This window comes from Halopelagius longus, from assembly GCF_900100875.1.
In the GTDB taxonomy this organism is placed as follows: Archaea; Halobacteriota; Halobacteria; order Halobacteriales; family Haloferacaceae; genus Halopelagius; species Halopelagius longus.
The window spans coordinates 477844-503240 of the sequence record NZ_FNKQ01000001.1 but is presented as its reverse complement, the minus strand read 5'-3'; the positions used below and the strand labels follow the sequence as shown (position 1 = coordinate 503240).

The window sequence follows — 25397 nt, the reverse complement described above, 5'->3', positions numbered from 1 at the left end:
ACTCAGGCCGCGTCGGGTTCGGTCTTGACGACTTCGATGTTCACGTCGTCTTCGGTGACGCCGACGCGGGCGAACTGCGTCTTCACGTGGTCCTTCGCTGCGTTCAGCGCCTGCTCCCGCGTGTCGAACCCGCGGGGCATCGGCGCGTCGAACGCGACGTTCAGCGTCCGGCCGCCGATCTCCGTCTGCGTGCCGCCGCTCTCTACTTCGTAGAACTCGTCGCAGACCCAGACGTACGGGGCGTCCTCGTCGGGCGCGCCCTTGAACGACGGCGCGCGTTCGCCCCGTTCGTATATCGTCCCCGTCAGCGTCGTCCCGCCGCCGTAACCGCGAACTAAGAGCATGCCCGACGGTACGTCCCCGAGGGTGAAAAGGCGCGTGGAGGCCGAGAGATGTGGGCGAGACCCACGAATCGCGCGGGAGGACTGCGATGGGTGGTGTTTTAGTCGAGGGACTTCCTGTCGTGGAACGTCATGGTGGACCTCGGCGACTTCGAGGAGGAGATGAACGGGGGGAACGGGTCGTCCGACTCGTCCGCGTCGGACGAGTCGGCGTCGGAGGAACCGGCCGCGCCCGCCCCGACCGGTTCGGGCGCGGGGGCGTCCGCGACGGGCGCGTCCGGCGCGTCGAACGGGTCGAGCGAAGACGGACTCGCGTTCGACGAGATGGACGTCGAACCCGCGGGGACGGACCGCGGCATCGGCGCGATAGCCGTCTCGAAGGGACTCCGCGTGGCCGAGGACGGCGAGGACACCTCGCTTCGGGCGTTCGTCACGACGGGGAACCGAGAGAACGTCCGCCTCGGGAAGTACCTCCTCGTCCCGTACCCCGACGACGAACTGCTGTTCTGTCGCATCTGCTCTCTGGAGTACGCACAAGAGTTCCAAGCCGACGACGCCACCGAGATACACGCCCGGCGCGCGATGCGGCGCGACGACTTCGACGAACGCGACTACAAGTTCGTCGCGACGCTGGACCCCGTGGCCGTCCTCTTCGACGACGGCGAGGAGATGAAGCGCCGGATGGTGGACCGCGTGCCGAAACCGCGGGCGATAGTCGCGGAGGCCGAAGACGCAGAGCAGATAAAGACGGGGCTGAACATCCCCTCCGAGGGCGTCTTCCTCGGACATCTCTCGGTCGGCGGCGAGAAGGTTCGCACCGCGGCGGAACCGCCGACCATCGACTACCGCCTGAAGGACGACTACGCCGACGGCGACCCACTCGTCTTCCGGCACACCCTCGTCGCGGGCGGCACCGGGTCGGGGAAGACGCACGCCTCGAAGAACCTGCTGCGACAACTGCTCGATTCCGACCGGACGTACCGGATGGACGACGGGCGGAACGCGCGGATGGCCGTCGTGCAGTTCGACCCGCAGGACGAGTACGCCCAGATGCACGACGACAACCCGTCGATGGACGACGACGTGGCCCGCCGGTACGAACGCGAGGGCATCGCCCACGGCGGCCACGACGACACCCTCGCTCTCGTGCCGAAGGAGGACGGCGTCCCCTACGGCGGGGAGAACCACGGCGCGGAGCAACTGGAGTTCACCATCCCCTTCTCGATGGCCCGCGAGAGGCCGTGGTTGGTCGCCGGCAGTAGCCTCAACGAGAACCAGTACCCCGCCCTGCGGGAACTCCTGCGGCGGTTCTTCCGCGACCACGGCGACGACGGCACGTACGACGAGTTCCTGACGTTCCTGGACGACCCGGCGTTGAAGGAGGAGCTCCACGAGGCGGGGCGCGTCCACGAGGCGACGTACGACGCGGTCAAGCGCCGCGTCCGGGGCGTCCCGAACGGCGTGTTCGACCAGTCCGCCCGGCCCATCACGGAACTGGACCACGAACTCGTCCGGCCGGGCGGGTTGACCGTCGTTCCGACGTACCACCTCTCGACGAGTCGCGCGAAGGAGATGTTCGTCCTCGCGGTGTCGAGCATGCTCATCGACGACAAACTGTCGAACGCGCCGGACTCCCAGCGAATCAAGGAGACGCCCCTCGTTCTCGGGATGGACGAGGCGCACAACTTCCTGTCGGACGCCGACACCGTCCAAGCCCGCAAAGTCGTCTCGAAGTTCACGGAGGCGGCGAAACAGGGCCGGAAGGAACGACTCGGGCTGTTTCTCATCACCCAAGATCCCCAAGACATCGCCGAACCCGTGTTCAAACAGGTGAACACGAGACTCGTGTTGAACCTCGGCGACGAGGACGCCATAAAGAGCGTCAACATCCCGCCGAACCTCGAAGGGAAGGTGCCGTACATGGAGAAAGGCCAGATGGTCGTCTACTCGCCGGACAACTCCGAACCGGTCGAACTCCGCGGCCTCTCGACGTGCGTGACGCGGCACGGCGAGTAACGGCCCCTCCCGGCGGTCCGTCGGATCGTATCCGCGAGTCGACAGTTGCGCGGAGTTTTACTCGTCCGTGCCGTACGTTCTCGTATGTCGAAACACCTGCTCCTGCCCGTCGATGGGTCGCCGCAGTCCGTCGAAGCGCTTCACTTCGCGTCGTCGGAGTGGGAAGACGCGGCGGTGACGCTTCTGCACGTCATCGACCCCGTCGCCACGGACCCGCGTCCGAGTGCCCTGCCGGGCGGGTCCGAAGAGTGGTACGAGGAGATGCGCGAGGAGTCCGAGGAGTTGTTAGCGAAGGCCCGGGCGGCGTTCGACGACGACGACGACGTTCGGACGCGAATCGAGGTGGGCCGTCCCGCCCAAAGCATCGTCAGCGTCGCCGGCGAGGGCGAGTTCGACCACGTCGTCATGGGGAGTCACGGACGGGAGGGTATCTCGCGCATCATCCTCGGTAGCACCGCGGAGTACGTCGTCCGGCGGTCGCCGGTGCCCGTCACCATCGTCAGGTGACCGCTCGGTATCACCGACGTAACCGGGTTACACGGGAGGCACGAGGGCTGAGAACACGATTTGGAATCGGCCATCCGCGCCGGTGCCCTCCGGTACTTGTACCGGACGGCCCTACCGAAACGTGATGGAGTTCAGCGAAGTCGTCACGAGCAGACGTTCCGTTCACCAGTACACAGACGAAGCGCTCGAGGAGGAGACCATCGAGGCCATCTTCGAACGCGTCCGACACTCCCCGTCGAGTTACAACCTCCAACCGTGGGAGTTCCTCGTCCTCACCGAAGACGAGAACCGCGAACGTCTCCGGTCTGTGGCGTACGACCAAGAACACGTCACCGACGCGCCCGTCGCCGTCGTCGTCCTCGGTAACAAGGACCCCTCGGCGCACGCCGACGCCGTCCTCGACGACTGGCTGAACAAGGGCTACCTCCCGAACGAGGAGGCCCGAGACGCCGTCATGGAGAGCATCGACGGGATGGCCGCCCTCCCCGAGGAGGAACGCCGCGTCTGGACGGTTCGCTCGACGACGCTGGCCGCGTCCGCACTCCTGAACGCCGCGTGGGACGAGGGCGTCGCCACCTGCCCGATGGGCGGGTTCGACGCCGAGGGCGTCGTCGAGGAGTTCGACATCGACGCCGACCGGTACGAACCCGTGATGCTCGTCACGATGGGTTACGCCGCCGAGGACGCCCCCGACGTCGAGAACGAACGGAAGTACCGCCGCCCCGTGGACGAAATCGTCCACTACGACGAGTTCGACCCCCTCGGTTCGACGGAACTGCCCGCGGAGACGCCCGCCTCCGCCGACGACTGACGGGCGTTAGTTCGGGTTCGACCCCTCCTTTCTCTCCCTCTTGGAGTCGTCCGTTCCGCCTTCGGTCGGACCGTCTCGCCGCGGGCTTTCCCGACACCGATTCCCGCCGCGGGCGGTCACCGCGAGCGGACTCCACTTCCAACCTTGTGAATATCATCCACGTTAATGGTGCCGACTAGAGTCACCTCTGTCTAACTTACACTATTTCGAGATAGTACGATAGGAGGATTTAATTCCGTTATTAAGTCGGTTCCGTCGTGCAGTTTTACCTCACTATCGATGAAAAACCAACTCGATAATGTAAGGGAAGAATAGCGAATGAATTATACATGGCCGGGATGTACATCGGGTGCCATGTCCGACAAGACGCTGCAGGACTGTGAAGAGACCACACAATCGGGTGTGGAGCAAGAATCGCGTGACGGACTCGGTCGTCGGGCGTTCGTCGCCGCAGGTGGCACCGCGCTCACGCTGGCACTCGCCGGTTGTTCCGGCGGTGGCGGCGGTGGCGGCGAAGGTACCACCGAAGGCGGCGCAGGCGCTGCAGAAGAGACGACCACCGAAGGTGGCCTCGGCGGCGAGGAGACGACCACCGAAGGCGCTGCCGCCGAAGAGACGACCACCGAAGGCGGTGCCCTCGGTAACGAGACGACGACCGAAGGCGGCGCTCTCGGCAACGAGACGACCACCGAAGGCGGTGCTCTCGGCAACGAGACGACCACCGAAGGCGGCGCCCTCGGCAACGAGACGACCACCGAAGGGGCCTAAGTCGGCGCTATCGGACTGAGTACGAGTATCGCTTCTGGGTGGGATTTCCCCACGGGGTTCGTCGATGGCCTGCGAGGCGCGGACGTCGTCGCAGATGCGACGCGTCAGAAGATGTTCGCGCGTCCGTAGACGCTGATTCCGTCGCTCGTGAGTTCGTACGGCTTCGTCTCCCGAGAGTGGTTCGCGTCGCGTATCTTCTGAATCTCGATGGCCAGACGCGTCTCGCGGAAGTCGTCCGGACGGACGTACTGGAGGACGAAGACGGCGTCCGCGAGATACTCGACGATGCCGTGCCGCGAGACGTACGGGTTGTCGTCGCTGGCCTCGGAGGTGAGCATCGTCGTCACGCCCGCCTCCTTGAGCGAGCGAGCGAAGTTGAACACGCGGGTGCGGCGCTTCGAGGGGCGGTCGTACATCATCTCCAACAGCGAGACGGAGTCGAGGACGAGGCGGTCCGCGCCGAACTCCTCGACGAGTCTCGGGAGGTCGCTCTGGATGCTTTCGAGGCTGTTGGCCATCTCCACGGGGTCTAAATCGACGACGGCGAGGCGTCCCTCGGACTCGTACTCTCGGAACTGCCAGCCTTTCTCCTCGGCGGTGTCGAGGATGCGCTCTCGGCTCTCTTCGAGGGTGATGAACGCCGCGCTGTCGCCCGCCTCGAGCGCGCAGTTCAGAAACTGGAGGCCGAGCGTCGTCTTCCCCGTCCCGGCGGAGCCTATCGCGACCATGAGCGACCGGACGGGGACGCCGCCGAGAATCATCTCGTCGAGGCCGTCGATGCCGATGTCGAGGCGGTCTATCTCGGACTCGAAGTCCTCCTCGTCGAACTCCTCAGGGCCGCCCTGCGGCGGTCCCGCGGCGTCGAAGTCGCCGCCACCTCTCCTGAACCCTCCGCCGTCGTCGGGGCCGAACCCGCCGGAACGGTCGCGAAGCGGTCCGCCGGACCCGCCGCCGAAGGGGTCCGCCCCCGACTCCGCCGGTCCCGACTCCGAGCGGTTCGGTCCGGGCGCGTTCTCCAACGCCGACCCGAAGTCGTCCCACTCGCCGTTCGACTCGCCCGCACCGCCGCCGTCGTCCGCGGCGCCGGAATCCGGATCGGTCGTCTCGCCGTCCGAATCCTCGGACGGACGTCCGCCCGCGACGCTCTCGCTCGGCGGTTCCGGCGGACCGGCGCGAACGCCGCCGAAGGGGTCCGCGTCCGAACCCCCCTCGTCGTCGGCCGAGCGTGACTCTTCGGGTCGCTCCGCGGGTTCGCCGGCGGCGTCCGCCTCTGCGGCGTCCGCCTCCGCGTCCGCCGCCGAACCGAGTTCGTCGTCCGCGTCGGCGTCTGTTCCGGCGGCCGACGCTCCCCCGTCGGCGTCACTCGGGTCGGCGTCCGGGCCGTCGTCGGCCGCGGCCGAACCGTCGCCGTCGGTCGCCTCCGAGTCGTCGTCCCGGAGGGCGCGTTCGAACCAGTCGTCGTCACCCACGTCGACCACTCCCTCGGGGGGTGCGGCCGCGCGGCGTACGGGTCGCGTCCATCGCAGTCGTCGGAAGGAGGAAGTCGGAGTGCATGAATGTTGCCCGTGGCGGAACGAGAGAATTCTCGCGACGCCCGCGAGCGAGGGGTCCGCTCGGACGGTGTGTTTTTCCCGGGGGGACGCAAAGCCGCCTGCACGAACATGAAGGTCGGTATCCTCGCACAGCGTGGCAACAGCCGAGCGGCGTTCCTCGCCGACGAACTCCGCGAACGCCTCCGGGAGTCCGGCGTCGAAGTTCGCGTGGACACGGAGACGGCGACGACGCTCGATATCGCGGGGACGCCGGCCGACGAGTTCGATTCGACGGACCTCGTCGTCAGCATCGGCGGCGACGGGACGTTCCTCTACGCCGCGCGGGGGGCCGGTCGGACGCCCATCCTCGGCGTGAACCTCGGGGAAGTCGGCTTTCTGAACGCCGTCGGCCCGGAGAACGCCGTGGACGCCGTGATGGACGAAGTCGCGGCGTTCAGAGAGGACGGCGACATCGTCGCCCGCGAGGTGCCGCGAATCGCCGCCTCCGGCGACGGATGGACGGAGGACCCCGCGATGAACGAGGTCACCGTCACGGGCACGCGCCGGGGCCACGGCGGCGGCGTCGGTATCGAAGTCCGGGTGGACGGGTCGCTGTACAGCGGCGGTCACGCGGACGGCGTCCTCGTGGCCACGCCCACCGGGAGCACCGCGTACAACCTCAGCGAGAACGGGCCGCTCGTCCACCCGAGCGTCGGCGGACTCGTCGTCAACGAGATGGTCCCCGAAAGCGGGATGCCGCCCCTCGTCGTCGCGCCCGACGTGGAAGTGAGCATCACGCTCACCGACGCGGAGCGGGCGGTGGTCGTCAGCGACGGACGGACGCGCCGAGAGGTCGAACCGCCGACCGAGGTGACCGTCTCCGCCGCGGACGACCCGGTTCGGCTGGCCGGGCCGACCTCCGACTTCTTCGAGGCGCTCGGAAAACTCGACTAGACGGCGTTCGGGACGGACAGAGACGGCCTCGGTACGAACTGCGAAAAGAGAGCGGTGCGGCGAAATCGGAAGTCGGGGGAACTCGCGGGACGCGTCGGCTTACTCGCCGCCCCAGCGGGCCGTCCGCTTCGGGCGGTCGGAGATGGCTTCCACGTCGAGCGGAGCGTCTTTCGCGTCGAGCGCTTCCAGCGCCGCCTTCGCGGAGGCGTGCGTGGAGAAGTACGTCACGTCCTCCTCGACGCAGACTTCCAGCGCGTCGCGGTTACGCGAGACCACGAGGTCGACTTTGCCCTCGCGGAGCGCCTGCTTGAGCTCGTCGCCCTCGTAGTCGGCTAACTCGAAGTGGTCGGCGTAGGCGTCGCGGAGCGACTTGCCCGCCTCGGTGTCGGCGTCGGGGAACTCGTCGGCTTCGAGATCCACGACGGCCGTCCCCTCGGTCGGGATGGACTTGCTCGTGGCGTCTTGGGCCTTGTCGTACGCTTTCGCGAAGGTGCGGGCGGTACCCATCACCTCGCCCGTGGACTTCATCTCCGGGCCGAGGCGCGGGTCCGAACCCGGCAGGCGGTCGAACGGTAGGACGACCTCTTTGACGCTGAACTGCTCGGGAATCTGCTCGTCGGTTTCGAGGTCCCGAAGCGACTCGCCCGCCATGACCTTCGCGGCGAGTTTGGCGATGGGGACGCCCGTCGCCTTCGAGACGAACGGGACGGTGCGCGAGGAGCGCGGGTTCGCTTCGAGCACGTACACGTCCGAGGAGCCGTCGTCGCGCTGTTTGACGGCGAGTTGGACGTTCATCAGGCCGACCGTATCGAGCGCGCCGGCGATCTCCTCTGTGACCTCGCGGACGCGGGCCATCGTCTCCTCGTCGAGCGAGCGCGGCGGAATCATGCAGGCGGAGTCGCCGGAGTGGACGCCCGCGCTCTCGACGTGTTCCATCACGCCGCCGATGAGCACGTCGTCGCCGTCGGCGACGGCGTCCACGTCGAGTTCCACCGCGTCGGCGAGGAACTCGTCGATGAGGATGGGCTTGTCGGGGGAGACGCGAACGGCCTCCTCGATGTACTCCTTCAGTTCCGCGTCGGAGTGGACGACGTCCATCGCGCGGCCGCCGAGGACGTAGCTCGGGCGGACGAGGACCGGGTAGCCGATATCGTTCGCCAGTTCGAGCGCCTCCTGCTCGCTGGTCGCGGAGCCACCCTCCGGCTGGAGGATGCCCAGGTCGTCCATCAGGCGGTTGAACCGGTCGCGGTCCTCCGCGAGGTCCATCGCGTCGACGGTGGTGCCGAGAATCTCACAATCGAGGCCGCGGCGTTGAATCTCCGCTTCGAGTGGGTGGCCGATGTTGACGGATGTCTGGCCGCCGAACTGCACCATCACGCCGTCGGCGTCCGTCGCCTCTATCACGTCCGCGACTTCCTCTGCCGTGATTGGCTCGAAGAACAGGCCGTCGGAGGTGTCGTAGTCCGTCGACACCGTCTCGGGGTTGTTGTTCACGACGTGCGCGTCGATGCCCATCTCGCGGAGCGCGCGGATGGCGTGGACGGAGCAGTAGTCGAACTCGACGCCCTGCCCGATGCGGATGGGGCCGCCGCCGACGACGACGACGCTCTCTACGTCGCGGTCCACGCGGAGTTCGCCCGCGGCGGAGTCGCCCTCGAGCGGTCCGGTGAAGTACTCCGGTTTACGCGAGGAGTAGTAGTACGGCGTCTGCGCCGCGAACTCGCCCGCGCAGGTGTCCACCTGCTTGTAGGTGCGGCCGGGCACCTCCGTCTCGACGGTGCCGACGTCGGTTCCGGTGGCGGCGGCGATTTGGGCGTTCGTGTGCCCCGCCGTCGCCGCGGCGGTGAAGTCGCCCTCTTGGGCGGCGACCACGGAGTCTGTGATGTTCTTGTAGCGCTCGACGTACCACTCCTTGATGCCGGTCATCTCGACCACGTCGTCGACGGAGTAGCCGCGTTCGAACGCCTCGAAGATGGCGTACGTGCGGTCCGGCGTCGGGCGTTCGAGGTACTGGGCTTCGAGTTCCTCGTCGGACACCTCGCCCCAGTCGGCGGCGGGGTCGTACTCCGTCGAGCGGAGCGCCTTCATCATCGACTCCTCGAACGTCCGCCCGATGGCCATCGCCTCGCCGGTGGACTTCATCGCCGTCGAGAGCTCGAAGTCCACGTCGGCGAACTTGTCCTTGGGCCAGCGCGGAATCTTCGTGACCACGTAGTCGATGGCCGGTTCGAAGGCGGCGGTCGTCTGGCCGGTAATCTCGTTTTCTATCTCGTGGAGACGCTTGCCGAGGGCGACCTTCGCCGTCACGCGGGCGATGGGGTAGCCCGTCGCCTTCGACGCCAACGCCGAGGAACGGGAGACGCGCGGGTTCACCTCGACGACGCGGTACTCGCCGCCGGGGGTGCCGTCGTCGTGCCACGCGAACTGGATGTTACAGCCGCCTTGGATGCCGAGTTCGCGGATCACTTCGAGCGCCGCGTCGCGCATCTCCTGGTGTCCCTCGTCGGGGATGACCTGCGACGGCGTGACGACGATGGACTCGCCGGTGTGGATGCCCATCGGGTCGATGTTCTCCATGTTGCAGATGATGATACAGGAGTCGTCGGCGTCCCGCATCACCTCGTACTCCAGTTCGACCCACCCCGAGATGGACTCGGTGATGAGCACCTCGCTGTTGCGCGAGAGGCGCAGGCCCTTGCGGACGCGCTCTTTCAGTTCGTCCATCTCGTCGACGACGCCGGACCCCGACCCGCCGAGCGTGTACGTCGTGCGGGCGATGACGGGGAGGCCGCCGACTTCCTCGACTGCGGCCTCCACGCGGTCCGCGAGGTCCTCGTCGGTGATGTTCGACACCGACTCGCCTTCCTCCAGGGAGATGGTCGTCGAACTGGGGACGGGTTGGCCGATGTTCTCCATCCGCTGACGGAACAGGTCGCGGTCCTCCGTGGCGTAGATGGTGTCCAGCGGCGTCCCCATAATCTCGACGTCGTACTCCTCTAAGACGCCCTCCTCGGCGAGTTCGGCCGTGACGTTGAGTCCGGTCTGACCGCCGAGGCCGGCGATGACGCCGTCGGGGTTCTCCTTGCGGATAATCTCGGAGATGGCCTCCGTCGTGATGGGTTCGATGTACACCCGGTCGGCCATCTCCGGGTCGGTCATTATCGTCGCCGGGTTCGAGTTGACGAGGACGACTCGCGCACCCTCCTCCTGCAGTGCTCGGCACGCCTGCGCGCCGGAGTAGTCGAACTCGGCCGCCTGTCCGATCTGAATCGGCCCGCTGCCGATGAGCAGTATCGTCCTGTCCTCGGACGCTGTCCGAGAGTCGGTCGAAGTGTCCTCGTCAGTCATCACTCTCTCCAAATCCTCACATCGTAATAAGCCCGGCGAAAAACTACGAGATGCGAAATCGAATTACGAATATCGTAAGACTTGCCGCCCGGCCGACGAACGGCGTTCGTTCGGCTTCTCGCCGCCGTTCCGCGTCGCTCCCGGTTTTTCGTCCGTGCGTCTGCGGCGTCCGTCCTGTAGTTCCGCACTCGCGTGCGCGAGCGTGGGCGCTCGTCGGCGAGGCGACTACGGGAAGAGCAGAGCAAACGGAACCGAAGCGGCGGAGGCGGTCAGGCGTACAGGTCGTCCTCGGAGATGTCGCGTTGGGCGCGGTACTCCTCGACGAACTCGGCCACGTCGAAATCGAGCATCTGCGCTTCGAACTCCGAAATCGCGCTCTCGTCGTCGGCGTGGGAGATGGCGTGTTCCATCAGTTCGACGACGAGTTCGACGAGAATCTCGTGGAGGCGGCGGGAGTCGAAGTCGGCCACCCAGATGATGCCCGTGCCGACTTCGCCGTCGTCGCTCACGTCGGCGGAGACGACCTTCTTCGGGAACTCCTCCAAGGCGATGCCCATGAGGTGCGGCGTGCCGAACTCGGGCATCTCGTCGCTGGTGGTCTCGACGGCCTCGCGGAGAATCTCGACGAGGAACTCCGGGAGGAATCGCTCCGGGGGGTGGACGTCCATCACGACGGCGTGTCGCTCCCCGCAGGAACACTCGAACTCCCGCATCCCGAGGTCGAGGCTGCGGACTGACTTCGTCTCCCCGCAGGGGAGGTCCAACTCCTCCCCCCCGCCGCCGGGGACGCGCGGTTGTGCCATACCTCGTCGTTGTCGCCCTCGCCGTTTAAACGTCGCGCTCCGGGGAGAGACGTGCGAAAACAGGATGCGGCGGTCGTCTTCGCGGTTACCGGTTCGCGGTCGTGAGCAGCATCGGGCCGACGACGAGGAGCGCGATGCCGAGATAGAGGTAGTGCGGCGGCACCAACGACTGCGGCGTCAGGAGGAAGATGACGCCGAAGGCGGTGACGTTGATGGCGATAATTTTCTGGGATTTTAGCGGGAGCGAGCCCACGAGCGCGAGTACGAAGACGAGCAACAGCGCCTGTCCGACGTTGTAGTCGAGCAGGAAGCTGTCGATGAGCTGTAGGGGAAGCATCCTTTACGGGAGGTTCGGCGCGAATCGAGTATTAAAGTTCCGTTCTCTCCGGCGAACTGTCTCCGCTCGTCACTCCTCCGTGGGGCCGGTGATGTCGAGCGGACGTATCCACCCGTACCAGATGGCGACGACCATCCCCGCGTAGCCGAGCATGAAGACGATGCGTCCGACCTCGTTGTAGCCGAGTTCGCCGAGTGCGCGCCGCGCGATGCCCGATCCGGCGATGCCGACGAACAGAATCGCAACGAGGAGCAGTTTGTCGCGCGTGAGCGCGAACAAGGAGGACTGTTCGTCGTCGCCAGACCCCGTCTCGCGGCCCGCCGAGCCTTGCTCGGTGGCGTCGTCAGGTGAAGCCTGACTGCTTGCCGAACCCTGTTCGGCAACGTCCCCGGACGGACGCGCCCCGCGTTCGTCGTCGCTCATGTCTCACCGTCGGGACCGAACCGCCCTGAAAGGCTCGGTTCCGCGGTCGAGGGTGGACGAGTCGGTATCGTTTTGCGACGTCGGAGTGTATACGGACGTATGGCTGCTTTCGTCGGTCGCTCCCTCGATTCTCACGTCTCCTCTCGGGCGGCCGCGCATCTCGCGTTCCGACGTACGGACGGCGACGCGGTTCGGTCGCCGAACAGACGCCGCCGCCGAAACGACGCGCGAGGGCACAGATGGTAGATTACGTCGTCTCCGGCCTCCAGATTCTCCTCGCACTCTTCCTCGTGTTCATGAACGGCTTCTTCGTCGCCGCGGAGTTCGCGTTCGTGCGGATACGTCCCACGCGCGTGGACGCACTCGCCGAGGAGGGGAAATCCGGGGCGAAGTACGTCGTCGACGCGGTGGAGAACTTAGACGAGTTCCTCGCCGTCTCCCAACTCGGAATCACTCTCTCCTCGCTCGGACTGGGGTGGATAGGCGAACCCGCCGTGGCGTCGCTCATCGAACCCCTGTTGGGACCCGTCCTCCCCGAATCGGCCGTCCATCTCGTCTCCTTCGCCGTCGGGTTCGGCATCATCACGTTCCTGCACGTCGTCTTCGGCGAACTCGCGCCCAAGACGATGGCCATCCAAGAGGCCGAGAAAATCGCGTTCTTCGTCGCCCTGCCGATGAAGATATTCTACTACATCTTCGTGCCGGGCATCGTCGTGTTCAACGGCACCGCGAACTACTTTACGCGACTCGTCGGCGTCTCCCCCGCCTCCGAGTCCGAGGAGGCGCACACGGAAGACGAGATTCTGCTCGTCCTCTCTCAGTCGGAGGAGGAGGGCCACATCGACCTCGACGAAGTCGAGATGATAGAGGGCATCTTCGAGTTGGGCGATACGGTCGCCCGCGAAATCATGGTTCCCCGTCCGGACGTGGTGACGGTGCCGCCCGAGATGTCGCTGGACGAACTCCGCTCGTTCGTCGCCGAGGGACAGTTCACGCGCTACCTCGTGTTAGACGCCGAGAACGGCGAACAGGCCGTCGGGTTCGTCCACATCAAGGACGTGCTCCGCGCGACGGAGGCCGAAGAGAGAGCCGCCGGCGCGCCCGAACCGACGGCCCGAGACATCGCCCGCGAGGTACTCGTCGTCCCCGAGGACCACCGCATCGACGAGTTGCTCGTCGCCTTCCGGAAACAGGAGATTCAGATGGCCGTCGTCATCGACGAGTGGGGCGAACTCGAAGGGATAGTCACCATCGAGGACATCATCGAGGAAGTCGTCGGCGAGATACGCGACGAGTTCGACGCCGAGGAACTCGAACCGACGGTGGCGAAACTCGAAGACGGTACCTACGCCGCCGACGGCAACGTCTCCATCGAGGCGGTCAACGAGGCGGTCGGGTCGGACTTCGAGAGCGACGACTTCGAGACCATCGGCGGGTTGGTCCTCAGCCACCTCGGACGCGTCCCCGAGGTGGACGACCGAGTGGCGGTAGCGGACTACGTCCTCCGCGTGGACGGAGTGGAGGACACTCGAATCTCGCGCGTCACGATAACGGAGAGCGAGGACGCCGCGCCCGAACCGGACGCGCACGAATCGGACGAGTAAGACTCCCACGTCGGCCGAAGCTTCCAACGGCGTCCGCCCGAATACGTTAGAGAGATGACGCCATTCGTTGTCGGTGTCCGACTCCTCGCGGGCGTCCTTCTCATCCTCGCGAACGGCTTCTTCGTCGCGATAGAGTTCGCCCTCACGCGGGTCCGACAGTATCCGGCGTCGGAGTTCGACGAACCGGGACTCCGCCGGGCGTGGGAGATGACCGACGAGTTGGAGATATACCTCACGAGCTGTCAGGTGGGGATAACCGCCTCCAGCATCGCCGTCGGAATCGTGTCGGAACCTGCGCTCGCGGCGTTGTTCGAGCCGTTCTTCGAGGAGACGGCGCTCGCGAGCATCGGCGCGGGCGGACTCCTCGCGTTCGCCCTCATCAACCTCGTCCACCTCACCCACGGCGAGCAGACGCCGACGTACCTCGGCGTCGAACGGACCAAGACGGTGTGTCGCTACGGCGCGATGCCGCTGTACTGGTTCGCGTGGATCATCAGGCCGGTCATGAGAGTCGGCGACGCCGTCGCGAAGTGGACGCTCGGCCTGTTCGGCATCGAGATGACGGGGGCGTGGCTCGAAACCGAAGAGGAGGTCATCGAGACGCGGGCGCAGTTGCACCACCGACTCGACTCCGTCCTGCAACGGGGGGACCTCTCGGAGGAACGCCACGAGGAGGTCCTCGGCGCGTTGGCGGCGGGCACGCAACGCGTCGATAGGGTCATGGTGGACGCCGAGGACGTCGTCTACCTCTCGACGGACGCCTCCGTCGAGGAGAACCTCCGCCGGTTGGCGGAGTCGCCCCACACCCGGTTTCCCCTCGTCGGGAACGAACCGTCGGACTTCCGCGGCGTCGTCTACGTCCCCGCGGTCATCGACGAGATTTCGGCGCTCGAACGCGGCGAGACGACGTTCGAGGACATCGCGGCCCCGCCGATGACGCTCTCGCCGGACGCGACGGTCAGCGAGACGATAGACCGGTTCCAAGACGAGCATCAGGAACTCGCGCTCGTGTTCTCGGACGACGAGGTGGTCGGGCTGGTCACGGCGACGGACGCGTTCGAGACGGTGATGGGCGAGTTGGAGGACCCCCTCGACCGGGACGGACGGGACGAGGCGACGCGATAGGCGGACCTTTTGCGCCGGGCGGAGACGGAGGGATATGCACCTCCGTACGCTCCCCGACGCGCACCTCGACGCCTTCTCAGAGCGAATCAACTACGCGTTCCGTCCGACCGAGGGCCCGAACTGGGACCGCGACGAGGAGGACCACCCCGACCTGTTCACGCCGTTCGGGTTCTACGAGACGCCGCCGGAGGCGACGCCCGAGGCGTCCGACCTCACCGCCGTCTGCGGCACCTACGACTTCACCGTCCGCGTCCGCGGCGAGTGGCACCGGATGCCGGGTCTGGCGGCGGTGGCCTCGCCGCCGGAGACCCGCAGGCGAGGCATCGTCGCGCGGATGCTCGATTCCCTCCTCGAACGCCACCGCGAGAACGACGTCGCCCTCTCGACGCTGTGGCCCTTCGAGTACCCCTTCTACCGCCGATTCGGGTGGGCGACGGCGAACAACTACGCGCGCCTCACCGTGCCGCCCGAACAACTGTCGGCCGTCGCGGCCGACCCGGCGGGGTCGTTCAGACGCCTCTCCGCGGACGAGGACCTCGACGCGATTCGCGCCGTCCACGAGTCGTGGGCGACGGAGTCGCTGGCCGTCAAGCGCACCGAAGGGTGGTGGCGCGACGCCGTCTTCGGCGGAGAGGAGCCGGATTCGTTCGTCTACGGGTGGGAGGACGACGCCGGCCGCCTCCGCGGGTACGTCGTCTACGAGTTCGAAGAACGCGAGGACGGCGACGGCCGGCGACTGAACGTCCGAGAACTCGCGGCGGCCGACGAGGAGGCGGCGGCGCACCTCCGGCGGTTCTGCCGGGACCACGACTCGCAGGTCGAGGAAGTTCGGTTCGCCCGCCTCCCGGAGTGGGCCCGCCCCATCGACGCGTACCCCGACCCGCGGGCGGCGACGTTGGAGATTCGCCCCGGGCCGATGGTCCGCATCGTGGACGTCGCGTCGGCGCTGACCGACGTTTCGTACGACGCCGAGGAGTCGGTGACGCTGGACGTGCGCGACGACCGGTGCGAGTGGAACGACGCCGCCTTCCGCCTCGACGTCACAGACGGGGACGCGACCTGCCGGCGAATCGAGGACGGAGGCGACGCGGACTGCGAGGTGGAAATCGGCGCGCTCTCGCAACTTCTCGTCGGCGCTCGCACCGTCGAGGAGGTGGTCCGCGCGGGCGACGCGTCCGCGGGGGGCGAGGCGGCGCGGACGCTCGAACGCCTCTTTCCGCGGGAACGGACGTTCCTCCGCGAACAGTTCTAACTGGGGGCTACCGGAGCGTCCCGACTCCCGTCGCGGACGCGACGCTATCGGAGGCGGTGACGCGCAGAAAAACGGACGGGGTACGATTCGACCGACCGTGGGGGTTCAGTCGGTCGTCTGATAGCCCATGTCGTGTAAGATGTCGTGGACGCGGTCGGTGTGGTCGCCCTGCAGTTCTACCTCGCCGTCTTCGACGGTTCCGCCGCAGGCGAGCTTCTGTTTCAGCGTGGACGCGACCTCCTTCAACTCGTCGCGGGGAAGGTCGAACCCCGAGACGATGGTCATCGCCTTCCCGTACCGGCGCGTGTCGAGTCGGACCGTCAGCTCCTGCTGCGACTTCTGCAGGTCGGAGTCGATGCCCAGTTCATCCGGAAGCCCGGAAACCGAACCGAGGTCGTCGTTATCTGCCACACTCCCACTACGGGCCGGAGACGTATATACCCGTTCTCCGCACAGACGGAGAGTACGAACCTTCTCGGCGGTGATTTTCACGTTCGAACGAACGTCGTGACAGAGTGTACCAATCGCGTGCGGAAACGGACATCCGCGGACTCGTCGGCCCGAATCGAGGGCGGTACCGCGGTCCGAGAGCGACGAGAGAGTTCTACGGCAATATCGACGAGAGCGTCGACGTCGCAGTCTCCGTATCCGTCGACGACGGTGTCGCGGTCGCCGTCGTCGTCTCCGTGGAGGTGGATGTCGGAGTCTCGGTGACCGTCGACGTAACCGTGGACGTCAGCGTCTCGGTAATCGTCGGCGTCGAGGACGCCGTGGCCGTCTCCGTCGCCGTCGATGTCGCTGTGTCAGTGGCGGTCAGTGATGCCGTTTCCGTGGCCGTCGCCGTGGCGGACTCCGTCGTCGGCGACGTCGTCTCCGTCGCCGTCGATGTCGCGGTGGCCGTCTCTGTCGGCGATGATGTCTCCGTCTCCGTCGGTGTTGATGTCTCCGTGGCCGTCGCCGTGGCGGACTCCGTGGCCGTCTGCGTCTCTGTCTCCGTTTCCGTCTCTATCGCCGTCGGGGTGTTCGTAACCGTCGGCGTCGAAGCGTTAGTGGCCGCGGACGTCGAGGTGTTGGTGTCCGTCGAGGCGTTGGCGCCGGTCGAAGTGGTAGTGTCCGTCGAGGTGTTGGCGGGCGTCGGAGAGGGTGTTTCCGTGTCCGTCGCAGTCTCGGAGGCGTCCGAGTCGCTCTCGTCCTCGTTCGAACCGGACGAATCGGAGTCGTCGTCGTCATCTCCGGACGAATCGGACGAACCGGACGATCCCGACCACCCGGACGAATCGGAATCGTCGTCGTCGTCTCCGGACGAGTCCGAATCGTCCGCCGTCGGCGTCGCGGTGGCCGTCGGCGTCGCGGTGTCCGTCGCCGTCGGGGACTCCGTGGCCGTCGGCGAAGCCGTCTCGCCCGAGTCGCTCCCGCCCGTCGCGGACGAGTTCGCGCCCTCCGGCGTCGGTTCCGGCGTCTCTACCACGTCGTCGGGCGTCGTCGCGCTTCCTCCGTCGCCGGCGCACCCCGCAGTGAGCACTGCGAGGACGACGACGAGCGTCGCTACGGAACGCGTGACTGCCATGGTACATCCACCACGTCTCTCACCGATGAACGTCACCCACGTCGTCAGATTCGGCGTCTCGGCTTCACCGCCTGATATATATTATACATAGTGAATTACGCCGATACCGACTGTTCGGGAACGGGAGGAGACTGTCGCCCGGTGGGAATCTCCGAGAACGGGTCGAAAACGGGAGGGGGAACCGCCGACGTGGAGTGGGCCGTCTCAGTCGCCGGGCGTGTTACCGCGACTGTAGCGAGCCACCATCTTCCACATCGTCTCGTCTAAGTCCTCGCCGTCGGAGGCGGAGACGAGTTGGCGGTACAGGGGTTCTGAGACGGTTATCTCGGGCATCGAAGAGTCGTATACCGTCGGTCTACATAATACTACTGTAATACGTAATCGAGTAAATACCCCGTCGAACGGGGAACGAGGCTAAGAACCAGCGAGGAACGGCGATCACTTCTCGTCGGAGTCCGACTCCTCGTCGCCCAACCGCCGGGAGAGGCGGTCGAATCGGGACTGCGCCGCGTCGCGTCGCTCCCGCGTCCGGTCGGGGTCGTAGCTGAACTCCATCGACTCCTCGTCGGCGAGGTAGACGCCGAAGACGGCGTCTTGGTGTCGTCCCGCCGCGGGAAGCATCGCCCGCGGGACGACCGTCTCGTCGACGAGTTCGCCCTCCCGTTCGAGGAGGAGCACCGCGTTCTCCTCTTCGAAGCGGTCCAGTACGGCGGTGTAGATGCGCTCGGTCACGGGTACGTCTCCTCTACGACGACGGTTCCCGACGCGTCGGTCACGGTGACGGTGTCGCCGCCGTTGTTCCAGACGGGGCGTTGGGACCCCCAGTACAGGTCGGTTTCGGTGTCGTCGCCGGCGCCGGTTCGGAGGGTGACGCTCTCACCCGCGTCGAGGGTGAACCCGTCCGGGAACGCGTAGGTGTGGCCCGCCCCGTCTTCGACCGTCCATCCCGAGAGGTCCGCCGCCGAGTCGCCGGTGTTTTCGAACACGACGTACTCGTCGTCGAGGTTCTCGCTCTCGTCTCCGGCCGCGTCGGCGTTGACCTCGGCGAGCGAAATCTCGGCCGGTTCCGACGGCGAGGGCGTGGGAGTGGCCGTCGGAGTCGGCGTCGGTTCGGGCGTCTCCGTCGCCGTCTCGGTGGCGGTCTCGGTTTCCGTCGCCGTGTCCGTGGCCGTCCCGTTTCCATCGCCCGCAGTCGCGAGTGAGAGGCGACTGCGTTCCGTGACGTTCGGACCCGTTCCGGGTTCGACCGGCGACCCCGAGCGCAGTTCGAGGGGGTTCGTCGTCGCGTTCTGCTGGGTCTTCACGACGAGTTCGTCGCCCTCCTCCACGAGGACGACGTTGCCGTGAGTGGCCGTCCAGTACGTGGAAACCGACCGCGAGGCGAGTCTCTCGAGCGTCTCGTTGTGCGGGTGACCGTATCGGGAGTCGTACGCACTGGAGACGACGACGACGCGCGGCGAACTCTCGTCGAGAAGTGCGTCACTCGTACTCGACCGACTGCCGTGGTGGCCGGCCTGCAGTACGGTCGCGTTCAGTCGCTCCCCGTACTGGCGGGTGAGGTACGCCTCCCCGTCGTCCTCGGCGTCGCCGGGGAAGAGGTATCCGGTCGACTCCGAGTCGTTTCTGAGCGAGAGGACGACGCTGTTCTCGTTTCTGTCGCCGTCGGCCAGTGGCGTCTCGGGCGGCGCGAGAACCGTGGCGTTGACGCCGGCGAACGGTATCGTGTCGTTGGCCGCGACTTCGTACAGCGGAACGTCGTGCCGTTCGACCGCGTTCAAGTACCGCTGGTACGTGTCCGACGAGGCGGCGATTCCGGGGTCGTACACGGCCCCGACGCCGCCTTTCTCGGTCTCGTAGCGGTCGATAACCGCCGCGTGCCCGCCGATGTGGTCGGCGTCGGCGTGGGTGGTGACGAGGTGGTCGATGCGCGAGACGTTCTCCCGTTCGAGATACTGCAGTACGTCGGCACCGTCGTCGCGCCAGTCGCCGGTGTCTATCAGCATCGTCTCCCCCGACGGCGAGACGACGAGGATGCTCGCACCCTGTCCGACGTTGATGAAGTGGATTTCGAGGCTTCCGTTCCCGCCGGCGACGGACGACGACGGCGTCGAATCCGGATCCGTACCGTTCGTCGCCGTCGCCGCGTCCTCGGGAGTCGCCGCGACACTCCCCGGCCCGACGCCCCCCGCGACGACGAGGGAAAGGACGACGACGAGCGTTACCACGGCCCTCGATTGTATCATAAAACATACATTATGCGTCTCGGCGATGAATGTCGGCCTCGTCGTCAAATCCGGCGCCTCGTTCGCAGTAACTGCGATTGTCGGCACGGAACACGTCGGAACCGGCCGGATGCGGCGAGGGTGACCTGACGCTTCAGAGAGCCAGAGCGTGAAGTGTTACCAGATGATAGAGTTCGACCTTGCGGGCGTCGGGCGCGGCCGACGGGCCGACGGCAACCTCAAAACGGCCGGTTTTGCACCTGTACCTCGGTGAACGAGTCGTGTCCGCAGACGCGGCACTCGCTCGGCGAGTCGAACCGCGCGTAGACTATCGAACACTTTCCGCAAGCGAACAACGGCCTTCCGTGTTGGTCTTGCTGGTCTGACACACAGGTAATACTCCGTCTGAAAGGAAAAGAGGTGTGTCCAGCCGACGTGCGGGCCGCGCGGTGCGGCCGGTGCGAGAGACGAAAACGGCCCCCTGCTCCCGCGACGCGAACGCCGCCGACGGTGGTCACAACAGTATTGGCCGACGCCGCCCTCGGAGCGACCAATGACCGTCTCGAAACCGGTGAGTCACGACCGATGAGGGACCGTCTCGGCGTCGACCCGCAGGTGTTGGCGCTGGCCGTGGCGCGGATGACCGAGTCGGTCGGCAACTCGTTTCTCGTCGTCGTCCTGCCGCTTTTCATCGGGAGCGAGTACATCTCCGGGGCGACGTTCGGCTTGACGGAGGTGGCGGTTACGGGTATCGTCCTCTCGCTTTTCGGCTTGGTCAACAGCCCGTTACAGCCCTTCACCGGTCGGCTCTCGGACCGCGCCGGTCGTCGGAAGATTTTCGTCCTCGTCGGGCTGGTGCTCATCGGCGTCGCCAGCTTCTCGTACTCGTTCGCCGCCACGTACTGGCACCTCGTCGGACTCCGCGTCGTCCAAGGAGTCGCGGGCGCGCTGATAATCCCGACGACCGTCGCCCTCGTCAACGACCTCGCGTCGGAGTCGAATCGCGGGGGGAACATGGGGACGTACAACACCTTCCGACTGGTCGGGTTCGGCGTCGGCCCCATCGCCGCCGGTGCAGTCGTCTCCGCGGGTCCGTTCACCTTCGACGTCGGCGGGGCGTCGGTGACGATGAACGGCTTCGACGCCGCCTTCTACATCGCGACGCTGACGGCCACCCTGAGTTTCGCCCTCGTCTCGATGCTCGTCCGCGACCCGGAGGTCCCCGAGACGGACGCCGGCGACTCCCTCGCCGAGAACGTCTCCGTCTTCGACCGGTCGGGCCGGGGCGTGCTCGACCCCGTGTTCACGCTCGGACTCGCGAGTTTCTTCATGGCGGTCGGCATCGCCCTGTTTGCGACCCTCGGGGAGATAGTCAACCAGCGACTCGCGCAGGGCGCGACGATGTTCGGCCTCCAGTTCGCGGCGTTCGTCCTCGCGCAGATTCTCCTGCAGGTCCCTATCGGCCGAGCGACGGACTTCTTCGGCCGCAAGCCGTTCATCGTCCTCGGGATGGCGCTTCTCGTCCCGACGACGTTCGTTCAAGGCGTCATCCTCGACCCGTGGCTGATGTTCGGCGCGCGCTTCGCTCAAGGCGTCGCCGGGGCGATGGTCTTCGCGCCCGCACTCGCCCTCGCGGGTGACCTCGCGCCCGCCGGTCGTTCGGGCGGCACGCTGTCGGTGCTGACGATGGCGTTCGGGTTCGGCATCGCCCTCGGTCCGCTGGCGTCGGGCTTTCTCGTCGCGTTCGGCTTCGTCGTCCCCTTCGCCTTCGGGTCCGCCCTCGCGGTAGTCGGCTTCGTACTCGTCTGGACGCAGGTCGAGGAGACGGTCACCGCCCGCCGGTCGCTCCGCGACCCGTTCACCGACGCCGGCGGAAACGACTAGGCGGCGTCGAACGAGTACCGCCTCACTTGGTGGCGATATCGGCCCACACCATCCGGTGGTCGGACGCCGTCTCCCCGTCGTCGCCGAGTCCGCGCTTCGTCGCCTCCGCACTCGGCCAGACCACGGACGACGAACGGAGCGTGAGGTCCGGGGAGGGGAGGACCCAATCGACCTTCGACCCGCCGCCGAAGGTGGCCGTCGCGTAGCGGTTCCCCAGTTGGGCGCCGCCCGGACTCGTGGGGAGTTTGTGGGTCTGGAAGTCGTCGTTCTCGAGGAAGTACTTCCTCGCCGGGTCGAGCGGTCGGTCGCCCGCTAATCCCGCGTTCATGTCGCCCATCAGGACGTAGGAAGCGTCGTCGTCGAGGCCGCCCTCCGTCCCGCTATCGTCGTAGATGTAGTCGGCACCGGCGACGTAGTCCGCGAAGAAGCGTACCTCGTCGTGGTTCCACCGGCCGTTGAAGTTGTTGTCGCCGTCGAACACCGGCGGCGTCGGGTGCGAGAAGAGGCCGTGGACGATTTCGTCGTCGACGCAGAACGGCACGTCCACGTGCGTCTTCGAGGAGAGTCGGAACACCTCCAACTCCGCCTCCGTCAGGTAGATATCGTCCGTCTCGACGCCCTCCTCGCCCTCGACCGGAATGAGATTGTCCGGCATGTCCGCCCACAGGAACTCCCGGAACGTGCGAACGGCCTCCTCGTCGAAGGGGTACCGACTCGCCACGGCGAACGCGTAGTGACCGGGGTACTGCCCGAATCCGAAGGCGTCGTCGGGTCGTTCACCCGCCTGCCCGTCCTTGTTGAAGTCGTACTCCTCCTCCGGGAGAACGCCGGTGTTGCTCTCCGGTTGGAGGGTGTACTGGTAGTCGATGCCTTCGAGGCCGTCCCGTTGCGGGACGCTGAGGTAGTTCTCGACGAAGGCATCGACGTTGGTTCGCTCCGTCCGTTTCCCCTCTTGGAGGTTGTTCGCGAGTTCGTTGAGGACGAGCACGTCCGGCCGTATCTCCTGAATGATACGTGCGGCCGCCTCCGCCTGTTCGTCGCCCGGTTCCTGAACCTGCTCCGTGGTCAGGTCGACGACGTTGAACGTGGCGTACCGCGCGCTCGTCGGTTTTCCCCGGGCGCTTGCGGTACCGACCGCACCGGAAGCCGCCCCCAACGCGCCTATCGCTTTCAGTACACTCCGCCGCGAGGCGTACTGTGTCATGTTCGCACAGACACGTCAACGATATATAAAGATACTCCGGGGAGAGCGCTTCTGTGGTACGAGCCGACATCCGCTAGCGACGAAGTGAAGCGGGCACTGCGGGTCTGGTACGTAGCACAAGGGTCCGTCTGAAACATGGCCGAATTAGCCACGATCGCCGTCAGTCTGCCCGTTCAAATCATCGAAGAGAGACGGTTCTATTCAGGAGTAGTAGGAACGAAGTTAGGTGGCTGGGGAGTTCTCAGCCCCTAACGCGGAACGGCCAAATACCGTTCGCGCTGTAGGTGGGCCAACGCGGATTTGAACCGCGGACCTCCCGGTTATCAGCCGAGCGCTCAACCTGACTGAGCTATTGGCCCAGGTGAGCGCATTCAGTCGTTGTCCGGTGTCGAGTTTAAGGGTTTCCTTTCGGGGCGACAGCGTTGCGTGTTACGAATTGTCGTCGTCGCGGCGGCCGTAACTTTCGGGGTCTAAGTCGATGACGTCGTCGTCGGGGTAGCCGCCGGTCCAGACGCCGCCGGAGACGAACCCGTCGGTCTGTTTCTCGATGTAGGGCTTGACCACGTAGCGCTTCAGCACCTCGCGGATGGGGTATCGCGTCAGCGGAAGCGCGAGCATGAAGCCCAACAGGTCCGTGACGATGCCCGGCGTGAGGAGGAATGCGCCCGCGGCGATGAGCAGGCCGCCGTCCATCAGTTCGTTCGTCGGGAGGCCGCCGGTCGCCACCTTCTGTTGGAGCCTCGAAATCGTGTGCCGCCCCTCCGCGCGGACGAGGAGCATACCGACGAGGCCGGTGAGGACGACCAGCAACACCGTCGCGGCGAACCCGATGGCGTTGGCGACGGGGACGAGGAGCAACGTGTCGGCGAGCGGTATCGCGAGGAGAATCGCGATGACCCAGCGCGTCTGCATGGGGGGTTATTTTCGGCCACCGTTCAAAGCCCTTGTGACGTTCGGGAGTCGTCACCGTACCTCGAAGGGCTTACCCCACGCGCTCCCCGAACGCGACACATGGCAGACGACAAGACGCGGGTCGAGTGGCGCAGGTGGGGACCCGACGCGTTCGAGGAGGCTCGAACGTCCGAGAAGCCGGTGTTGCTGTCTCTGACCGCGACGTGGTGCGACGGCTGTCACGAGATGGACGTCGAGACGTACGCGGAACCGCGGATCGCAGCCAACGTCAACGACGGGTTCGTCCCCGTCCGGGTGGACGTAGACCGCCACCCGCGTGTGCGGGAGCGGTACAACATGGGCGGGTTCCCCTCGACGGTGTTTCTCACCCCGAGCGGTGACCTCCTGACCGGGGCGACGTACCTCGGCCCCGACGGGATGCGGCAGGTTCTGGAGAAGGTCCGCGACCTCTGGACCGAGAAGGGGGCGGAGGCGGGGCGCATCCCCCGCGCACTCGCCGGCAAGCCGACGCCCGCGGGCGAGGTGACGGCGCGAATCGAAGAGCACCTCGCGGGGCAACTCGACGAGAAGTACGACCACCGCTTCGCCGGGTGGGGCGACGGCGCGAAGTTCCCGATGCCCCGAACCGTCGAGTTCGCGCTGAAACGCGCCCGCGAGCAGGGGTTGGAGACGCTCGGCGCGATTCGGGAGTCGCTGTTCGACGACGTGGAGGGCGGCTTCTTCCGGTACGCCGACGCGCCGGACTGGACCGACCCGCACCACGAGAAACTGCTCGACTCGAACGCGGCGCTCTGTCGCGCCTTCGCCAACGGCTACCTCTACACCGGCGACGAGGAGTTCCTCGGGCCGGTCCGCGAGACGCTCGATTTCCTCGCGGAGAACCTCTGGAACGGCGCGGCGTTCGGCGGGAGTCTCGGCCCGGCGGAGGAGTCCGACTACTACGAGGGTGACGCCGATGCGCGCGGCGAGGAGACCGGACCGCGGCGCGACCTCACCGCGTACGCGGGCGCGAACGCCCTCGCGGCGGACGCGTTTTTGACGTTCGCCGCCTACACCGACGACGAGAGAGCGACCGACTACGCCCGCCGCACGCTGGATTACGTGGCGTCGTCGCTCGTCGACGACGGCGTCGTCACCCACTACCGCGCGAGCGAGGAGTCGGGCGAGTCGCACTTACTCGAAGACCACGCGCGCGTCGTCTCCGCGTTCGTCCGCGCCCGACAGGTCGTCGGCGACGAGGGAGCGCTCGAAACCGCCCGGAGCGTCGCCGACGTGGCCATCGACGAACTGCAGGAGCCGGAGGGGGCGTTCCGCGACGGTCCCGAGACGGACGTCGGACTCCTCGACAAGCCGCTTCGACCCCTCGACGGCAACGTCGAGATGGCCGACGCGCTGCTCGACCTCGCGGCGGTGACGGGCGAGGACCGGTACGAGGACGCCGCCCACGACGCCATCGCGGCGTTCGGCGGCGCGTGGGACCGCATCGGCGTCCAAGTCGCCGGCTACGGGTCGGTCGCCGCGCGACTGACGCGCTCGACGCTCGTCGTCGAAGTCGGCGCGCCCGCGAGGTCCGACCTCCACCGGGCGGCGATGCGCGTCGCCGACCACGAGAAGGTGGTCCTCCCCGGCGCGGACGTTCCGGAGGGCGAGGCCGTCGTCCGACTCGGCGACGAGGAGGCGTCGGCGACGACGCCGGACGAACTGATGGCCGCCGTCTCCGACCTCGACGGCGGTCTCTGAGGCGACGTTCGGACGCGACGCCCCCGCGGCGGCGACCGGTTCGGACA

Annotated in this window: 23 protein-coding genes and 1 tRNA gene; 11 read left to right on the top strand and 13 right to left on the bottom strand. The window is 66.7% G+C overall.

Annotation, left to right across the window (positions count from 1 at the left end):
* Nucleotides 1-2 precede the first annotated feature (2 nt).
* On the bottom strand, nt 3-344 hold the full coding sequence (locus BLS11_RS02570; protein WP_092532462.1) for a DUF7113 family protein: 342 nt from the start codon (nt 342-344) through the stop codon (nt 3-5).
* Between the two features lie 129 nt (nt 345-473).
* Here BLS11_RS02570 and BLS11_RS02565 point away from each other — a divergent pair, with 129 nt between their 5' ends.
* The 4 genes from BLS11_RS02565 (at nt 474) to BLS11_RS19245 (ending at nt 4443) form a co-directional block, all read left to right on the top strand.
* Nucleotides 474-2357, top strand: coding sequence for an ATP-binding protein (locus BLS11_RS02565; protein WP_092532459.1), 1884 nt, complete (start codon nt 474-476; stop codon nt 2355-2357).
* 84 nt (nt 2358-2441) lie between these two features.
* Nucleotides 2442-2864: a universal stress protein gene (locus BLS11_RS02560; protein WP_092532456.1), complete on the top strand. Its 423-nt coding sequence runs from the start codon at nt 2442-2444 to the stop codon at nt 2862-2864.
* A 124-nt stretch (nt 2865-2988) separates the two neighbouring features.
* A complete protein-coding gene (locus tag BLS11_RS02555; protein ID WP_092532453.1) occupies nt 2989-3675 on the top strand; it encodes a nitroreductase family protein in 687 nt (228 codons plus the stop codon).
* A gap of 354 nt (nt 3676-4029) precedes the next feature.
* The gene (locus BLS11_RS19245; RefSeq protein ID WP_092532450.1) at nt 4030-4443 is read left to right on the top strand and encodes a hypothetical protein; all 414 of its coding nucleotides are present in this window, start codon (nt 4030-4032) and stop codon (nt 4441-4443) included.
* A 104-nt stretch (nt 4444-4547) separates the two neighbouring features.
* On the opposite strand, the gene BLS11_RS02545 is transcribed toward BLS11_RS19245, so the two are convergent.
* Complete coding sequence (locus BLS11_RS02545) at nt 4548-5912, bottom strand: KaiC domain-containing protein (protein WP_114936187.1); 1365 nt, start codon at nt 5910-5912, stop codon at nt 4548-4550.
* A gap of 192 nt (nt 5913-6104) precedes the next feature.
* On the opposite strand from BLS11_RS02545, the gene BLS11_RS02540 reads away from it, so the two are divergent.
* Complete coding sequence (locus BLS11_RS02540) at nt 6105-6929, top strand: NAD(+)/NADH kinase (protein ID WP_092532444.1); 825 nt, start codon at nt 6105-6107, stop codon at nt 6927-6929.
* Between the two features lie 99 nt (nt 6930-7028).
* On the opposite strand, the gene carB is transcribed toward BLS11_RS02540, so the two are convergent.
* The 4 genes from carB to BLS11_RS19965 form a co-directional block, all read right to left on the bottom strand.
* On the bottom strand, nt 7029-10277 hold the full coding sequence (gene carB, locus BLS11_RS02535; protein WP_092532441.1) for a carbamoyl-phosphate synthase large subunit: 3249 nt from the start codon (nt 10275-10277) through the stop codon (nt 7029-7031).
* Between the two features lie 269 nt (nt 10278-10546).
* Nucleotides 10547-11080, bottom strand: a complete 534-nt coding sequence (locus BLS11_RS02530; protein WP_092532438.1) for a DUF5815 family protein — start codon at nt 11078-11080, stop codon at nt 10547-10549.
* Nucleotides 11081-11165: 85 nt separating this feature from the next.
* On the bottom strand, nt 11166-11417 hold the full coding sequence (locus BLS11_RS02525) for a DUF8006 family protein (RefSeq protein WP_092532435.1): 252 nt from the start codon (nt 11415-11417) through the stop codon (nt 11166-11168).
* Nucleotides 11418-11486: 69 nt separating this feature from the next.
* Entirely contained in the window at nt 11487-11840 is a 354-nt protein-coding gene (locus BLS11_RS19965) for a DUF7996 family protein (protein WP_394327373.1), read from the bottom strand.
* 239 nt (nt 11841-12079) lie between these two features.
* Here BLS11_RS19965 and BLS11_RS02515 point away from each other — a divergent pair, with 239 nt between their 5' ends.
* Genes BLS11_RS02515 through BLS11_RS02505 form a run of 3 tightly spaced genes read left to right on the top strand, consistent with a single transcriptional unit; the run spans nt 12080 to nt 15821 of the window.
* Nucleotides 12080-13444 carry a hemolysin family protein gene (locus BLS11_RS02515; protein ID WP_092532432.1) on the top strand — a complete coding sequence of 455 codons (1365 nt, stop codon included), beginning with the start codon at nt 12080-12082 and terminating at the stop codon, nt 13442-13444.
* Between the two features lie 54 nt (nt 13445-13498).
* Nucleotides 13499-14569, top strand: coding sequence for a CNNM domain-containing protein (locus tag BLS11_RS02510; RefSeq protein WP_092532429.1), 1071 nt, complete (start codon nt 13499-13501; stop codon nt 14567-14569).
* 34 nt (nt 14570-14603) lie between these two features.
* Nucleotides 14604-15821: a GNAT family N-acetyltransferase gene (locus BLS11_RS02505; RefSeq protein ID WP_092532426.1), complete on the top strand. Its 1218-nt coding sequence runs from the start codon at nt 14604-14606 to the stop codon at nt 15819-15821.
* 105 nt (nt 15822-15926) lie between these two features.
* Here BLS11_RS02505 and yciH read toward each other — a convergent pair whose 3' ends face one another.
* On the bottom strand, nt 15927-16232 hold the full coding sequence (gene yciH, locus BLS11_RS02500) for a stress response translation initiation inhibitor YciH (RefSeq protein WP_092532423.1): 306 nt from the start codon (nt 16230-16232) through the stop codon (nt 15927-15929).
* A gap of 104 nt (nt 16233-16336) precedes the next feature.
* Between yciH and BLS11_RS18935 the strand changes: the two genes are divergently transcribed.
* A complete protein-coding gene (locus BLS11_RS18935; protein WP_114936174.1) occupies nt 16337-17479 on the top strand; it encodes a hypothetical protein in 1143 nt (380 codons plus the stop codon).
* 113 nt (nt 17480-17592) lie between these two features.
* On the opposite strand, the gene BLS11_RS19815 is transcribed toward BLS11_RS18935, so the two are convergent.
* The 3 genes from BLS11_RS19815 to BLS11_RS02485 all read right to left on the bottom strand — a co-directional run bounded on the left by BLS11_RS19815 (nt 17593) and on the right by BLS11_RS02485 (nt 19631).
* Nucleotides 17593-17721 carry a hypothetical protein gene (locus BLS11_RS19815; protein WP_258555510.1) on the bottom strand — a complete coding sequence of 43 codons (129 nt, stop codon included), beginning with the start codon at nt 17719-17721 and terminating at the stop codon, nt 17593-17595.
* 105 nt (nt 17722-17826) lie between these two features.
* Nucleotides 17827-18120, bottom strand: coding sequence for a DUF3006 domain-containing protein (locus BLS11_RS02490; RefSeq protein ID WP_092532420.1), 294 nt, complete (start codon nt 18118-18120; stop codon nt 17827-17829).
* Nucleotides 18117-19631: a lamin tail domain-containing protein gene (locus BLS11_RS02485; RefSeq protein WP_092532417.1), complete on the bottom strand. Its 1515-nt coding sequence runs from the start codon at nt 19629-19631 to the stop codon at nt 18117-18119. Before BLS11_RS02485 ends, BLS11_RS02490 begins: the two co-directional genes overlap by 4 nt.
* 564 nt (nt 19632-20195) lie before the next feature.
* Between BLS11_RS02485 and BLS11_RS02480 the strand changes: the two genes are divergently transcribed.
* Entirely contained in the window at nt 20196-21494 is a 1299-nt protein-coding gene (locus tag BLS11_RS02480; protein WP_092532414.1) for an MFS transporter, read from the top strand.
* Nucleotides 21495-21516: 22 nt separating this feature from the next.
* Here the strand turns inward: BLS11_RS02480 and BLS11_RS02475 are convergent, their stop codons facing one another.
* The 3 genes from BLS11_RS02475 to BLS11_RS02465 form a co-directional block, all read right to left on the bottom strand.
* A complete protein-coding gene (locus tag BLS11_RS02475; protein WP_092532411.1) occupies nt 21517-22698 on the bottom strand; it encodes an endonuclease/exonuclease/phosphatase family protein in 1182 nt (393 codons plus the stop codon).
* 285 nt (nt 22699-22983) lie between these two features.
* A tRNA-Ile gene (locus BLS11_RS02470) sits at nt 22984-23057 on the bottom strand.
* Nucleotides 23058-23127: 70 nt separating this feature from the next.
* A complete protein-coding gene (locus tag BLS11_RS02465; RefSeq protein WP_092532408.1) occupies nt 23128-23610 on the bottom strand; it encodes an FxsA family protein in 483 nt (160 codons plus the stop codon).
* 99 nt (nt 23611-23709) lie between these two features.
* Here BLS11_RS02465 and BLS11_RS02460 point away from each other — a divergent pair, with 99 nt between their 5' ends.
* Entirely contained in the window at nt 23710-25350 is a 1641-nt protein-coding gene (locus BLS11_RS02460) for a DUF255 domain-containing protein (protein WP_092532405.1), read from the top strand.
* The last annotated feature ends 47 nt before the right edge of the window (nt 25351-25397 follow it).

Bases quoted from the DNA above. Each gene is read 5' to 3' on its own strand.
- BLS11_RS02570 (WP_092532462.1), bottom strand. From the start codon at position 344: ATGCTCTTAGTTCGCGGTTACGGCGGCGGGACGACGCTGACGGGGACG.
- BLS11_RS02565 (WP_092532459.1), top strand. From the start codon at position 474: ATGGTGGACCTCGGCGACTTCGAGGAGGAGATGAACGGGGGGAACGGG.
- BLS11_RS02560 (WP_092532456.1), top strand. From the start codon at position 2,442: ATGTCGAAACACCTGCTCCTGCCCGTCGATGGGTCGCCGCAGTCCGTC.
- BLS11_RS02555 (WP_092532453.1), top strand. From the start codon at position 2,989: ATGGAGTTCAGCGAAGTCGTCACGAGCAGACGTTCCGTTCACCAGTAC.
- BLS11_RS19245 (WP_092532450.1), top strand. From the start codon at position 4,030: ATGTCCGACAAGACGCTGCAGGACTGTGAAGAGACCACACAATCGGGT.
- BLS11_RS02540 (WP_092532444.1), top strand. From the start codon at position 6,105: ATGAAGGTCGGTATCCTCGCACAGCGTGGCAACAGCCGAGCGGCGTTC.
- carB (WP_092532441.1), bottom strand. From the start codon at position 10,277: ATGACTGACGAGGACACTTCGACCGACTCTCGGACAGCGTCCGAGGAC.
- BLS11_RS02530 (WP_092532438.1), bottom strand. From the start codon at position 11,080: ATGGCACAACCGCGCGTCCCCGGCGGCGGGGGGGAGGAGTTGGACCTC.
- BLS11_RS02525 (WP_092532435.1), bottom strand. From the start codon at position 11,417: ATGCTTCCCCTACAGCTCATCGACAGCTTCCTGCTCGACTACAACGTC.
- BLS11_RS19965 (WP_394327373.1), bottom strand. From the start codon at position 11,840: ATGAGCGACGACGAACGCGGGGCGCGTCCGTCCGGGGACGTTGCCGAA.
- BLS11_RS02515 (WP_092532432.1), top strand. From the start codon at position 12,080: ATGGTAGATTACGTCGTCTCCGGCCTCCAGATTCTCCTCGCACTCTTC.
- BLS11_RS02510 (WP_092532429.1), top strand. From the start codon at position 13,499: ATGACGCCATTCGTTGTCGGTGTCCGACTCCTCGCGGGCGTCCTTCTC.
- BLS11_RS02505 (WP_092532426.1), top strand. From the start codon at position 14,604: ATGCACCTCCGTACGCTCCCCGACGCGCACCTCGACGCCTTCTCAGAG.
- BLS11_RS19815 (WP_258555510.1), bottom strand. From the start codon at position 17,721: ATGCCCGAGATAACCGTCTCAGAACCCCTGTACCGCCAACTCGTCTCC.
- BLS11_RS02485 (WP_092532417.1), bottom strand. From the start codon at position 19,631: ATGATACAATCGAGGGCCGTGGTAACGCTCGTCGTCGTCCTTTCCCTC.
- BLS11_RS02480 (WP_092532414.1), top strand. From the start codon at position 20,196: ATGAGGGACCGTCTCGGCGTCGACCCGCAGGTGTTGGCGCTGGCCGTG.
- BLS11_RS02475 (WP_092532411.1), bottom strand. From the start codon at position 22,698: ATGACACAGTACGCCTCGCGGCGGAGTGTACTGAAAGCGATAGGCGCG.
- BLS11_RS02465 (WP_092532408.1), bottom strand. From the start codon at position 23,610: ATGCAGACGCGCTGGGTCATCGCGATTCTCCTCGCGATACCGCTCGCC.
- BLS11_RS02460 (WP_092532405.1), top strand. From the start codon at position 23,710: ATGGCAGACGACAAGACGCGGGTCGAGTGGCGCAGGTGGGGACCCGAC.